The 12824-nt window shown below is 67.0% G+C and carries 11 protein-coding genes; 6 read left to right on the top strand and 5 right to left on the bottom strand.

The genetic code is table 11. From position 1 onward, the window contains the following. Positions 1 to 68: 68 nt before the first annotated feature. From VF649_RS09875 to VF649_RS09855, 5 genes are all read right to left on the bottom strand, one after another. On the bottom strand, positions 69 to 1664 hold the full coding sequence (locus tag VF649_RS09875; RefSeq protein ID WP_331011790.1) for an isocitrate lyase: 1596 nt from the start codon (positions 1662 to 1664) through the stop codon (positions 69 to 71). 150 nt (positions 1665 to 1814) lie between these two features. Continuing rightward, positions 1815 to 2621, bottom strand: a complete 807-nt coding sequence (locus tag VF649_RS09870) for a hypothetical protein (protein WP_331011788.1) — start codon at positions 2619 to 2621, stop codon at positions 1815 to 1817. Further along, on the bottom strand, positions 2618 to 3100 hold the full coding sequence (locus tag VF649_RS09865; RefSeq protein ID WP_331011787.1) for a hypothetical protein: 483 nt from the start codon (positions 3098 to 3100) through the stop codon (positions 2618 to 2620). The genes VF649_RS09870 and VF649_RS09865 overlap by 4 nt, the downstream gene beginning before the upstream one ends. Before the next feature lie 1424 nt (positions 3101 to 4524). Beyond that, positions 4525 to 5136, bottom strand: a complete 612-nt coding sequence (locus tag VF649_RS09860; RefSeq protein WP_331011786.1) for a penicillin-binding protein activator LpoB — start codon at positions 5134 to 5136, stop codon at positions 4525 to 4527. A 174-nt stretch (positions 5137 to 5310) separates the two neighbouring features. Then, entirely contained in the window at positions 5311 to 6564 is a 1254-nt protein-coding gene (locus tag VF649_RS09855; protein ID WP_331011785.1) for an MFS transporter, read from the bottom strand. A 238-nt stretch (positions 6565 to 6802) separates the two neighbouring features. On the opposite strand from VF649_RS09855, the gene VF649_RS09850 reads away from it, so the two are divergent. From VF649_RS09850 to VF649_RS09825, 6 genes are all read left to right on the top strand, one after another. Beyond that, positions 6803 to 8854 (top strand): carbon starvation CstA family protein, encoded by a 2052-nt coding sequence (locus tag VF649_RS09850; protein WP_331011784.1) that lies wholly within the window; start codon positions 6803 to 6805, stop codon positions 8852 to 8854. Beyond that, positions 8851 to 9045: a YbdD/YjiX family protein gene (locus VF649_RS09845; protein WP_331011783.1), complete on the top strand. Its 195-nt coding sequence runs from the start codon at positions 8851 to 8853 to the stop codon at positions 9043 to 9045. Before VF649_RS09850 ends, VF649_RS09845 begins: the two co-directional genes overlap by 4 nt. 323 nt (positions 9046 to 9368) lie before the next feature. Next, positions 9369 to 10283, top strand: a complete 915-nt coding sequence (locus VF649_RS09840) for a rhodanese-related sulfurtransferase (RefSeq protein ID WP_331011782.1) — start codon at positions 9369 to 9371, stop codon at positions 10281 to 10283. Continuing rightward, positions 10276 to 11094 carry an RNA methyltransferase gene (locus VF649_RS09835; protein WP_331011781.1) on the top strand — a complete coding sequence of 273 codons (819 nt, stop codon included), beginning with the start codon at positions 10276 to 10278 and terminating at the stop codon, positions 11092 to 11094. Before VF649_RS09840 ends, VF649_RS09835 begins: the two co-directional genes overlap by 8 nt. Positions 11095 to 11227: 133 nt before the next feature. Beyond that, entirely contained in the window at positions 11228 to 11875 is a 648-nt protein-coding gene (paoA, locus tag VF649_RS09830; protein WP_331011780.1) for an aldehyde dehydrogenase iron-sulfur subunit PaoA, read from the top strand. After that, complete coding sequence (locus VF649_RS09825) at positions 11872 to 12822, top strand: xanthine dehydrogenase family protein subunit M (RefSeq protein ID WP_331011779.1); 951 nt, start codon at positions 11872 to 11874, stop codon at positions 12820 to 12822. Before paoA ends, VF649_RS09825 begins: the two co-directional genes overlap by 4 nt. The last annotated feature ends 2 nt before the right edge of the window (positions 12823 to 12824 follow it).

The following is a 12824-nucleotide window of genomic DNA, read 5'->3' as shown; positions in this document are numbered from 1 at the left end:
CGGCAAAGACGACAGCGTCATCCATTCTCGGCGGCGGAGCGCTGCGCCCAACGCTCCGCCCCGGAACATCAGGCCGCGAACTGGTTCATCGTATTGTGCGCGCCACCGGCCTTCAGCGCGGCTTCGCCCGCGAAATATTCCTTGTGATCGTCGCCGATGTCCGACCCGGACATGTTCTGATGCTTCACGCAGGCGATCCCTTCGCGGATCTCCTTGCGCTGCACGCCCTTCACATATCCCAGCATGCCGGCCGCCCCGAAATACTCCTTCGCAAGATTGTCGGTCGACAGCGCCGCAGTGTGATAGGTCGGCAGCGTGATCAGGTGGTGGAAGATCCCCGCCCGCTTTGCGCTGTCCGCCTGGAACGTGCGGATGCGTTCATCCGCCTCGTCGGCCAACGCGGTGCCGTCATAATCGACGCTCATCAACCGCGCCCGGTCATACGCCGCCACGTCGCGGCCCTCCGCCACCCAGGCGTCATAAACCTGCTGGCGGAAATTCAGCGTCCAGTTGAACGACGGCGAATTGTTGTAGACCAGCTTGGCGTTGGGCACGACCGCGCGGATCCGGTCGACCATCCCGGCAATCTGTTCGATGTGCGGCTTCTCGGTTTCGATCCACAACAGGTCGGCCCCGTGCTGCAACGATGTGATGCAATCCAGCACGCAACGATCCTCGCCGGTGCCGGCGCGGAACTGGTACAGGTTGCTCGGCAACCGCTTTGGCCGCATCAACTGCCCGTCGCGGTTGATCAGCACGTCGCCGCTGCGGCTGGTTTCCGGCGTCACCGGCTCGCAATCCAGGAAACTGTTATACTGGTCGCCCAGATCGCCGGGCTGATGGCTGATCGCGATCTGCTTGGTCAGGCCCGCGCCCAGCGAATCCGTGCGGGTGACGATGATCCCGTCCTCCACGCCCAGTTCCAGGAACGCATACCGGCACGCCCGCACCTTCGCCAGGAAATCCTCGTGCGGCACGGTCACCTTGCCGTCCTGATGCCCGCACTGCTTCTCGTCGGATACCTGATTCTCGATCTGCAAGGCGCAGGCACCGGCCTCGATCATCTTGCGCGCCAGCAGATAGGTCGCCTCGGCATTGCCGAACCCGGCATCGATGTCGGCGATGATCGGCACGACATGCGTCTGGTGGTTCTCGATCGCGGCCAGCACCTGCCGCTCCTTCAGCACGTCGCCCGCCGCCCGCGCCGCATCGACATCGCGGAACATCATGCCAAGCTCGCGCGCATCCGCCTGCCGCAGGAAGGTGTACAGTTCCTCGATCAACGCCGGGACCGACGTCTTCTCATGCATCGACTGGTCGGGCAACGGCCCGAATTCGGACCGCAGCGCCGCGATCATCCAGCCCGACAGGTACAGATAGCGCCGCTCGGTCGTGCCGAAATGCTTCTTGATCGCGATCATCTTCTGCTGGCCGATGAACCCGTGCCAGCACCCCAGCGACTGGGTGTAGTTGGCGGGATCGGCATCATACGCCGCCATGTCGCGGCGCATGATGCCGGCGGTGTAGCGGGCGATGTCCAGCCCGGTCTTGAACCGGTTCTGCAACCGCATCCGCGCCACTGCCTCGCCATCGATCCCGGCCCAGCCGGCGCCATGGCTGCCGATCCGCTGGTTCATCTCCGCAATCTGCGTCTGGTAGGTCATGTCGGCATCCTCGCTGCGTTCGTTCACACCCAGCGAGGTACACGTCTTTACAGGATTTTCGATGGGATGAGGCCAGTTTTTCAGGTGCTCTTGTTGCGTCCTGCTGATATTCTATGTATTATTGTCAATAATTGACAATACATGATCCGCTCACCGCCATTGGGCGGCCAAGGCCGTCATCACCCGCCGGGCAAGGCTTCGGCCCATATCGTCGAGATCGAAGGGTGCTGGCGTCGACCGCACGAACCCGCTTGGTCCCGCCACGAACCGGCCGGGACGAGGCGACCGGTTTTCGCCGTCCTCCACAAGGGACGCAATCACCGCACCCGAAAGGATATCCTTGATGTCCACCCGAAAGCTGTAGCCGATCGGGCTGGCGGGGTCCGGGGTCTGCAACACCTCCATCAACACGTCCGCCTTGCCCATCAAGGCGCTGGTCTCGACCGCCTGGAGATTATCGTCCTGCCCGGTCTGCCGTGCCCCGACTCGCATCATCAGCGAACGGTCGATCAGCCGGACACCGGCCGCGCGCAGCACCCCGTTGAACGCGGCACCCACTTTCCAGTCATCAACCTCGTCCATCGATGCGCGGGCGGCCTCCGGCGCACGGACGGTGCCGCGGGTGGCGTCGATTTCGTGGACGCTGACCGCCCCGGCCGCTTCGCCCCCCTCGCCATCGTCGTTACGCGCCGCAAGGACGCCGCTACGCGAACGCAGGTTCAGCCGCTCGACATACTGATTTCGCGCCTCGTCCGTTAACACCCGGTTCCAGAACAGGGCGACACGCGGGCTGCCCTGTCGCGCATAGGCCGCGCGAAACGTACCGGCAGACGACGCGCCAGCATCCACCACCGGCTGCGGCTCCAGGACTTCCGGCACATCCGGGCGATATTGTGCCTGCGCCGCACCGGCTCCCGACAACAGGACGATGCCTGCCGCGACACTCAACCGCTTCATTGCGCGCTCCGCAATTCGACCAGATATTGCTGCACCTGGAGCCGCGAGATCGAGGATTCGGTGTAGACCGCGGTCGCCAGCGGAGGGATGAAGACCCGTTTCCAGACCGACGCAACCTCCGCGGGCGCCTGATTAGCATCCAGGAAATTGGATCGCGCTTCGACCTGCAACGGCGCCTTGGTGCAGTTCACCAGTCGGGTCATGACCCGCAACGTATCGGTAGGCGTACGCTCGGCCAGCATCGACTCGACGATCACGGCCTTGGTGACCGCCTTATCCGTCATCTGGACCGCGTTCAGGTCGATCGGCGTCATGGCGCGCGGGACGTTCGCGACCAGTGCCGGTCCGTCATAGCGTCCGCCGGATCGGGCCTTGCCGATCTTGCATTTGAGCACGCGGTTTTCGTCGGCGTGCACGGGACCGGTCATCAGGAACGCGGTCAGCACCGCGCTCAGGATCATCATCGGCGTTCGACGCATCTCAACTCTCCAGGCTGGCGAGGGTGGCGCGGAACTGCTTGTCCTTTTCGACCGCAGGCCTGGATTTGGCCCGGCTCTTCAGGACGCCGGCATCGATCCCCGGTGCCATCTCGGTCAGGCCCGCTGCCGTGCGCGACCGCGCCCAGACGATCGTGCAACGTCCGTTCGTCGCCTGCATCACCGGTCGGTCGCCCAGCGAAAGCAAGGTCTTCTTCGCGAAATAGCGCGGGGTGGCCTTGAAACCATTCCCCTCCACATGCGCCGTGGTCAGCATGAGTGCATCGGGCAGGTTGTCCCAAGCCCGAATATCGGCATCCGCGCGCGCCGCACTGGATGCGGCCTTGAACAACAGGCCCAGACCCATGCCGATCATGCCCGCCTGCCCCAAGCCGGAATCGTTGCTCGTCAGCGCCTGCTGCATCACCGCATTGCTGGCCGACATGGCGGCATCGCCCACGGCACCTGTCGTGCTCTTGAACTGGGCCTTGCCGTTCAGGATGCCTTGGATCGGCCGGCCGCCACGCGTCGATGCCTGTTCCCATACGCTGCTCGCCAGCAACGCCTGATATTCTGTCACGGCGTCCTTGCCGACCACGTCGAAGACCACATCATCTTCGTCGAACGTTTTCGCCTGCTCGAAGCTCAGCAATTCCTTCTGGCTGCCCGCCCTCACCTTCAGCGGCGCCGCGCCCAACTCGGCAATGAACAGGGTGTTGGCATCCGCGGACGGCGGCACCAGCCTTTCATTGGCCTTTGCCGCTGCCTGGAACGCGTCCTTCGCGCGTGCGGTCTGGCCCAGGCAATGACTTGCCCAGCCGGACAGATAATCCATGGCCGCAAAGTCGCTCTGATGATTCTCCTCCTCCGAAACCGTGTCCTGGAACTCGGCCGATTCGAAGGCAGCGCGCGCATTTTCAAAGTCGCCGGCGCGCAAGTACAGCAAGCCGCGATAATAGAAGGCCATGGCGCGCTCGTAAGGCTCGCCCTTATAATCCTTGTTGCTTTCCTTGCGGAACAGCGAGCGTGCCTTTTCGGCCTGCGCATCCTTGGCATAGATCGCTTCGATCCGTTGCAAGGCCTGGTCCAACGCGACTTCGGCTTCCTTGTAATATCCCAATTCCATGGCTGCTAGGCCGATGCGCTGGAAGTTCAGGACCGCGACATGCTCGCCCTGCGTGTAAAGCAGGCGGTAAAGCGGCCGCAACGCTTCGGGTCGCTTGGCGACATAGGCGTCGATCTCCTCCGGATACGGGCCTTCGCCATATTGCCGGCGCAACTCGCGCATGTGCTTCTCGGCTGCTTTCGCCGCCGCCTTGGCGGCCTTGGCATCCACGACCGGCGCCTGTGCCGCGGCCGGCAAGGATCCCGCCAGCAGCGACGCCGCGACCAACTGACCTACGATCGTTTTCATTGTCCCGCTCCCCTCAACGATAGATGATGTCGTCCGCCGATGCCCGTGCGACGTCGTAGGTGTTGCTCCACACGACAGTGCCGCGCTCCAGATCGACCATTTCAAACGTGATCTGCGTAAAGCGCTGCACCATGCCGGTGGCATTGTTGCGCTGGTCCAGCGAGGTGATGTTACCCGACAGGCGAAAGTCGCCGCCCGCCTGGGCGCGGGTCATGCCCGTCGTGCCGACATCAACCACGCCTTCGCGCTTGAGCGCGCGTTCCTGTTCCACCATGTCGGCCCGGTGCCGCGCCACGAAGACGAACCGGCCCTGGCTGGCCCGGTTCAGGCTGACGCGCAGACGGTCCGTAATGATGTTCTTGTTGATCCGCTGACTGCTTTCATTACTGAAATATTCGGCGTCGACGATGATCTGGGGCGCTACCGCCCGTCCGGCGAGCGCGGATGTGGCGAGCATGTCGCGCATCATCTGATCGGCCATGGCGACGATGTCCGCCCCCTCGATCCCCACGCCGCTGACAATCCCTTGCGAACTGGGATCCAGCGTTCGAGTGGTGGTTGCCCGGTCGGATTTCCGCGCTTCCAGCGGTACGCCGGTCGCGGCTGCAACCAAGGTGGCAAGCATCATTGCTTGCCGACTTATATTCACCATGATCTAAGCCCCCGTTCGACAGCAAGTACATGCAGCCGATTCCCGCCGGGCGGCATTCTCCAAATGGAGTATGTTCAAAAATGATTTTCGCCGTCGTTTTCTGTACGGCGAACATCTAGCTTTCGACGGATCAGACGCCGCGTGCCGTCACTCCACCGCGCGTCCCGACCTTGATGCCGCGATCAGCGCCGCCAGGCTTACCGCGGCGCAGATCGCCAGGTACAGGCCGACCGGCACCAGCCCGCCGCGTTCCGCCATCGCCTGTGCGGCCAGCGGTGCGACGCCGCCGCCCAGGATGCCGCCGACGTTGAACGCCAGCGACGCGCCGGTATAGCGCACCTCCGCCGGGAACAGCCCGGGCAACCACGCGCCCAGCGGGCCATAGACGAACCCCATCGCCAGCAGGGCCAGCGCCAGGAACAGGAACACGCCAGCCGCCTGCCCGCTGCCGAACAGCGGCGACAGCAGCGCACCTACCAGGATCGTGCCAACGCATCCGCCGATCAGCACGCGGCGCGGGTCATAACGATCGGACAGCACCCCTGCCGCCACGATCCCGCCGGCCATGAACAGGATCGCGCCCAGCTGCATCAGCAGGAACTGCGTTCGGCTATAGCCAAGCGCGGTAGTGCCCCAGCCGAGCGCGAAGGCCGTCGCCAGATAATAGAGCGCGAAACACGCGACCACGCCGAACGTGCCTGCCAGCGTCGCGCCCAGATGGTGGCGGAACACCGTCGCGAACGGCACCGCCACCGGCGGCCCTTTCGCCATTACCCGCGCGAACGCCGGCGTCTCGGTCAGCTTCAGCCGTACCCACAGCCCCAGCCCGACCAGCACGGCGCTCGCCAGGAACGGCACGCGCCAGCCCCAGTCGCGAAATTGCTCCGGTGTCAGCGCCACGCCCAGCAGCAGGAAGAAACCGTTTGCCGCGATGAACCCGACCGGCGCGCCCAGCTGCGGCACCATGCCGAACCGCGCGCGCCAACCGGGCGGCGCATTCTCCACCGCCAGCAACGCCGCCCCGCCCCATTCGCCGCCCAGCCCGAACCCCTGCCCGAACCGCAGGATGCACAGCAGCGCCGGCGCGACCCAGCCGGCCGCCTGATAGGTGGGCAGCACCGCGATCAGCGTGGTCGATCCCCCCATCAGCAGCAACGACGCGACCAGCGTCGATTTCCGCCCGATCCGATCGCCATAATGGCCGAACACCGCCGCCCCCACCGGCCGCGCGACAAAGGCGAGGCCCAGGCTGGCATAGGCCGCCATCTGCTGCGCCGCCGCCGACGTCGATGGAAAGAACAGCGCCCCGAAGAACAGGCTGGCCGCCGTCGCATAGATATAGAAATCGTAGAACTCGACCGCCGTCCCGACCAGACTCGCCCACAACACCCGCCGGTTCATGCCCGATTCCCCCTCGATTCCTGTGTCCCTTACCTCGCTCCCCCCGGGAGAGGGAGGGCCCCATTCGCCCTTGCGAATGGGAGGGTGAGGCCGGAACAAGGATCCCAAGCGCACCCTCACCCTTCCCACGCGCAAGCGTGCGGGCCCCCTCCCTCTCCCGGCGGGAGAGGGAGAAATCCTTGCCCCCCGCCGCCAACCCGGCCAGAACGGACCAAAGCAAAACCGGGAGCGGGCCGCCATGACCATCGTGCAGAAGACCGGCTGGGCGGCGCTTGCGGCACTCGCCGCCGGGGCGCTCGCCGTGCTCGCCACCGCACGCGGCGAACCCGTGAACGCGCTCTGGATCGTGGCCGCGGCGATTTCCGTCTACCTGATCGCCTATCGCTTCTACGCGCGCTACATCGCACATGCCGTACTCGGCATCGATCCGGCCCGTCCCACCCCCGCGCATCGCCGCGCCGACGGGCTGGATTATGTCCCCACCCACCGCAACATCCTGTTCGGCCATCATTTTGCGGCGATCGCCGGCGCCGGGCCACTGGTCGGGCCGGTGCTGGCGGCGCAGATGGGCTATCTGCCCGGCACGCTCTGGATCCTGGCCGGGGTGGTGCTGGCCGGCGCGGTGCAGGATTTCCTGGTGCTGTTCATCTCCATGCGCCGCGACGGGCGTTCGCTGGGCGAACTGATCCGCATGGAAATGGGCACGGTGCCCGGCACGATCGCGCTGTTCGGCGCCTTCATGATCATGGTCATCATCCTGGCGGTGCTGGCGTTGATCGTGGTCCGGGCGCTGGCCGAAAGCCCGTGGGGCCTGTTCACCGTTGCCGCCACCGTGCCGCTCGCGATCCTGATGGGCTGCTACACGCGCTGGATCCGGCCCGGCCGCGTGGGGGAGGTGTCGCTGCTCGGCATGGTCGGGCTGTTCGCCGCCATCCTGTTCGGGGCGCAGGTCGCGGCGTCCCCCACGCTGGCGCCGCTGTTCACCTATACGCCCGTCCAGCTGTGCTGGATCCTGATCGGCTACGGCGCGGTCGCTTCCGTGCTGCCGGTCTGGCTGCTGCTCGCCCCGCGCGACTATCTGTCGACTTTTCTAAAGATCGGCGCGATCGCCGCGCTTGCGATCGGCATCGCGATCATGGCGCCGCCGCTACGCATGCCCGCGGTCACCGCCTTTGCGGCCGGCGGCGGGCCGGTGTGGTCCGGCGCGCTGTTCCCGTTCCTGTTCATCACCATCGCCTGCGGTGCCGTCTCCGGCTTCCACGCGCTGATCGCCAGCGGCACCACGCCCAAGCTGATCGCGTCGGAGGCGGATGCCCCGTTCATCGGCTATGGCGCGATGCTGATGGAAAGCTTCGTGGCGATCATGGCGCTGGTCGGCGCATCGATCCTCGATCCCGGCATCTATTTCGCGATGAACAGCCCCGCCGCCGTCCTCGGCACCGATCCCGCCAGCGCCGCCGCGGCCGTCACCGCCATGGGCTTCCCGATCGACGCCGCCGCGCTGACGCAGACCGCGCGCGACGTTGGCGAAGCCAGCATCATCTCCCGCACGGGCGGCGCTCCGACGCTGGCCGTCGCGATGGCGCAGATCTTCAGCCATGTGCTGGGCGGAAAGGCGATGATGGCCTTCTGGTATCATTTCGCCATCCTGTTCGAAGCGCTGTTCATCCTGACCGCGGTCGATGCCGGCACCCGCGCGGGCCGCTTCATGCTGCAGGATCTGCTCGGCCTGCTCGTCCCGCGCTTCCGCGATACCGCGGCGATTGCGCCGGGGCTGGTCGCGACCGCGCTCTGCGTCGCGGCCTGGGGCTTCTTCCTCTATCAGGGCGTCACCGATCCGCTCGGCGGCGTGAACACGCTCTGGCCGCTGTTCGGCATATCGAACCAGATGCTGGCCGCGATCGCGCTGACGCTCGCCACCGTCGTGCTGTTCCGCATGAAGCAGCAACGATTCGCCTGGGTGACGATCGTCCCTGCCGCCTGGCTGATCCTCTGCACCTCGGTCGCGGGGCTGCTGAAACTCTTTTCCGCCGATACCAAGGTCGGGTTCCTGGCCCATGCCGCCCGCTACGGCGACGCGCTGTCCCGTGGCGAATTGCTGGCCCCGGCCAAATCGATGGGCGACATGCGCCGCATCGTCCTCAACGACCGGATCGACGCCGGCCTCTGCGCGATCTTCCTGGCGGTCGTCGTCGCGATCCTGGTCTATGGCGTGCGCTCCTGCCTTGCCGCCCGCCGCGCCGATCATGTTACGGTGCGCGAGATTCCCGGCCTGGTGCCCGCCGAATGATCCGCGCCGCGATCCTGCTGCGCGCGCTGCGCGATACCGCCCGGCTGATGGTCGGCGTCTCCAGCTACGACGCGTACCGCGCGCACATGGCGCTGCATCACCCCGACCGCGAACCGCTCACCGAACGCGCCTTCTTCCGCAACCGCCAGGACGCCCGCTACGGCGCCGCCGGCGGGGGAAAATGCTGCTAGGCCAAAGCCCGTCATCCCGGCGCGAGCCGGGATCTCCCTCCGGTACAGTGCGCTCCCCCAGCCCAAACGAGACCCCGGCCTGCGCCGGGGTGACGATCCGACGTCGAACGCGCCTCCATCCGTCGCCATCGCCGCGCGGACGAGACCACGCTGCCACACCCGCTCCGTCATCCCGGCGAAAGCCGGGATCTCCCTCCGGTACAGTGCGCTCCCCCAGCCCAAACGAGACCGCGCCTGCACCGGAGTGACACGCTGGGATCGACACGCCGCTCCACGCCCACGCAGATGACGCACCGCCTTCGCGTCTGCTACAGGCACCCTCCATGATCCAGGTCGCCGCCCTCTACCGCTTCACCCGCTTCCCCGACCCGGAGGCGCTCCGCCCGCCCCTCCTCGCCGCCTGCACCGCGCATGGCATCAAGGGCACGCTGCTGCTCGCCAACGAAGGTATCAACGGCACCATCGCCGGCCCGGCGCAAGGCATCGCGGCGGTGCTGGACCACATCCGCACCCTGCCGGGCTGCGCCGACCTGGACGTCAAATACAGCCACGCCGACACCCCGCCGTTCCACCGCATGAAGGTCCGCCCGAAACGCGAGATCGTGACGATGGGCGAACCCGATATCGATCCGCTGGACGGCGTCGGCCATTATGTCGCGGCGGAGGACTGGAACGCGCTGATCGCCGATCCCGACACGCTCGTCATCGACACCCGCAACGATTATGAGGTCGCGGTCGGCACCTTTGCCGGTGCGCTCGATCCGAAAACGCAGAGCTTCCGCGACTTTCCCGCATGGTTCCGCGCGAACCGCGACCGCATCGCCCCGACGACCAAAGTCGCGATGTTCTGCACCGGTGGCATCCGCTGCGAAAAGGCGACCGCCTTCCTGAAGGCGGAGGGCGTGGGCGACGTCCACCATCTGCGCGGCGGCATCCTCAAATATCTCGAAACCGTGCCCGCGGCCGAAAGCCTGTGGCAGGGCGAATGCTTCGTATTCGACGAACGCGTCGCGGTCGGCCATGGCCTCGCGCCCGGCACGCACGCGCTCTGCCGCGCCTGCCGCATGCCGGTCTCGCCCGCCGATCGCGCCTCGCCGCGGTTCGTGGAGGGGGTCAGCTGCCCCGCCTGTCATGCCACCCGCGATGCGGACCAGCGCGCCGGCTATGCCGAACGCCATCGCCAGGTTCGCCTTGCCGAAGCCCGCGGGCAACCGCATGTCGGCGCGCGGCGTGACTGATATCGTTCCCGTCATCGACCCGGACGATCCCCGCATCCACGCCTATCGCGACATCCGCGATCGGGACGTGGTCGGCCGCGACGGGCTGTTCGTGGCGGAGGGCAAGGTCGTGCTCGCCATGCTGCTGGCATCGCGCCGCTATCGCCCGGTCTCACTGCTGATCGCCGCGCACCGCATGGCCGGGCTCGCGGACCTGCTGGCCACCGTCCCCGCCGACGTGCCCATCTATGCCGCGGCGCAGCCGGTGCTGGACGCCATCGCCGGCTTCCCGCTCCACCGCGGGATCCTGGCGATCGGGCGGCGCGTCGATACGCCCGATGCCGATGCGCTGCTGGCGCGGATCACCGGTCCCGCCACGATCCTGCTGCTGTCCGCCATCGCCAATCATGACAATCTCGGCGGCATCTTCCGCAATGCCGCCGCGTTCGGCGTCCCCGCCATCCTGCTCGATGCCGATTGCTGCGATCCGCTCTACCGCAAGGCGATCCGCGTTTCGGTCGGTGCGGCGCTGCTGGTGCCGTTCGCGCGGATCGCCCGCGACACCGATCCGCTCGATATGCTGGACCGCCACGGCTTCTCACCGATCGCGCTCACGCCGTCCGGCGCCGCCACACTGGCCGAACATCGCCCCGCGCCGCGGACCGCCGTCCTGCTGGGCGCGGAGGGCCCCGGCCTCGCCCCCGCGCTGCTCGCCCGCACCACCGGGCTGCGCATCCCGATGGCACCCGGCTTCGACAGCCTCAACGTCGCCACCACCAGCGGCATCGTCCTCCACCATCTCCGCCACGCCACCCGCCCGGCCGATGCATGACCGCATCGATCCGCCCGCCGGTCCGCACGGTGCGGACCGCGCTGAAAATCACTCGCAACAGGATCGAACCACCGGCTCGCGCGCTTATCCTATGATAGCGGCGGTTCGTCCGAACGTCGTACGGGGAAAGTCCATGCATGCCACTGAAAACCCGCTCGACGTGACGCGTCGCGCCCTGATCGCCGGCGGAGTCGCCACCGCTGCCGCCTCCACCACGCCGCTCGCCGCCGCGCCGGCTGCCCCGGAACCGACGCCGCGCGGCGCCACGCCCACCATGCCGGTCACGCTGAAGGTGAACGGCAAGACCCGCACGCTCGATCTCGATCCGCGCACCACCCTGCTCGATACGCTGCGCGAACATCTCCAGCTGACCGGATCGAAAAAGGGCTGCGACCATGGGCAATGCGGCGCCTGCACCGTCATCGTGGAGGGTCGGCGCATCAACAGCTGCCTGACGCTGGCCGTGATGCACGACGGCGACGCCATCACCACGATCGAAGGGCTCGGCCAGCCGGGCGACCTGCACCCGATGCAGGCGGCGTTCGTCACCCATGACGGCTATCAATGCGGCTATTGCACCCCCGGACAGATCTGCTCCGCGGTTGCCACCCTGGGAGAGATCAAGGCCGGTATTCCCAGCCACGTCACCCAGGACCTGACCGCCGGCATCGCGCCGACCGAAGCCGAGATCCGCGAACGCATGTCGGGCAATATCTGCCGCTGCGCCGCCTATTCCAACATCGTCGCGGCGATCCGCGACGTCGCCGGGGACCGCGCATGAAGTCGTTCACCTATGAGCGCGCGGACAGCCCCCGGGCCGCCGCCGCCGCGATCGCGCGCACGCCGAATGCGAAGTTCATCGCGGGCGGGACCAATCTGCTCGACCTGATGAAGCTCCAGATCGAGACTCCGGCGCATCTGATCGACGTCAACCATCTCGGGCTGGACACCGTCGAAAAGACCCGCGACGGCGGCATCAGGATCGGCGCGCTCGTCCGCAACACCGATCTTGCCGCGCACAAGACGGTGCGCCGCGACTATGCCGTGCTCTCGCGCGCGCTCGTCTCCGGCGCGTCGGGGCAATTGCGGAACAAGGCGACTACCGCCGGCAACCTGCTGCAACGCACGCGCTGCCCCTATTTCTATGACACGACCAAGCCGTGCAACAAGCGCCAGCCCGGCTCCGGCTGCGCGGCGATCGGCGGGTACAGCCGCGGGCTCGCGATCCTTGGCGTCAGCGACCAGTGCATCGCCACCCACCCGTCCGACATGGCGGTCGCGATGCGCGTGCTGGATGCGGTCGTGGAAACCGTCGCGTCGGACGGCACCACCCGCGCGATTCCGATCGCCGATCTCCACACCCTGCCCGGCGCCACGCCGCATATCGAAACCACGCTGAAACCGGGCGAGTTCATCACCGCGGTCACGCTGCCGCGTCCGGCGGGCGGCACGCAGGTCTATCGCAAGGTCCGCGACCGCGCCTCCTATGCCTTTGCCACCATCTCGGTTGCCGCGGTGCTGCAACCCGACGGCACCGGCCGCTTCGCGTTCGGCGGCCTGGCGCACAAGCCATGGCGCGTCGAATCCGCGGAGGCGCAGGCCCCGCAGGGCGCCGGTCCGGTCGCCGACGCCGTTCTGGCCGGCGCCCGCCCGACCGCGCAGAATGCCTACAAGGTGCCGCTCGTCCGCCGGACGCTCGCCGCCGTCTTTTCGGAAGCGAAGGCCTGATC

The sequence above is a fragment of the Sphingomonas sp. genome (assembly GCF_036387535.1).
Lineage (GTDB): Bacteria > Pseudomonadota > Alphaproteobacteria > Sphingomonadales > Sphingomonadaceae > Sphingomonas_R.
Note: the sequence above shows the minus strand (reverse complement) of the source record. Positions and strands in the feature narration are given on the sequence as shown.

What these genes read in the sequence shown, in the direction of transcription:
- VF649_RS09875 (WP_331011790.1), bottom strand. Translation starts at nt 1,664, where the DNA reads ATGACCTACCAGACGCAGATTGCGGAGATGAACCAGCGGATCGGCAGC.
- VF649_RS09870 (WP_331011788.1), bottom strand. Translation starts at nt 2,621, where the DNA reads ATGAAGCGGTTGAGTGTCGCGGCAGGCATCGTCCTGTTGTCGGGAGCC.
- VF649_RS09865 (WP_331011787.1), bottom strand. Translation starts at nt 3,100, where the DNA reads ATGCGTCGAACGCCGATGATGATCCTGAGCGCGGTGCTGACCGCGTTC.
- VF649_RS09860 (WP_331011786.1), bottom strand. Translation starts at nt 5,136, where the DNA reads ATGCTTGCCACCTTGGTTGCAGCCGCGACCGGCGTACCGCTGGAAGCG.
- VF649_RS09855 (WP_331011785.1), bottom strand. Translation starts at nt 6,564, where the DNA reads ATGAACCGGCGGGTGTTGTGGGCGAGTCTGGTCGGGACGGCGGTCGAG.
- VF649_RS09850 (WP_331011784.1), top strand. Translation starts at nt 6,803, where the DNA reads ATGACCATCGTGCAGAAGACCGGCTGGGCGGCGCTTGCGGCACTCGCC.
- VF649_RS09845 (WP_331011783.1), top strand. Translation starts at nt 8,851, where the DNA reads ATGATCCGCGCCGCGATCCTGCTGCGCGCGCTGCGCGATACCGCCCGG.
- VF649_RS09840 (WP_331011782.1), top strand. Translation starts at nt 9,369, where the DNA reads ATGATCCAGGTCGCCGCCCTCTACCGCTTCACCCGCTTCCCCGACCCG.
- paoA (WP_331011780.1), top strand. Translation starts at nt 11,228, where the DNA reads ATGCATGCCACTGAAAACCCGCTCGACGTGACGCGTCGCGCCCTGATC.
- VF649_RS09825 (WP_331011779.1), top strand. Translation starts at nt 11,872, where the DNA reads ATGAAGTCGTTCACCTATGAGCGCGCGGACAGCCCCCGGGCCGCCGCC.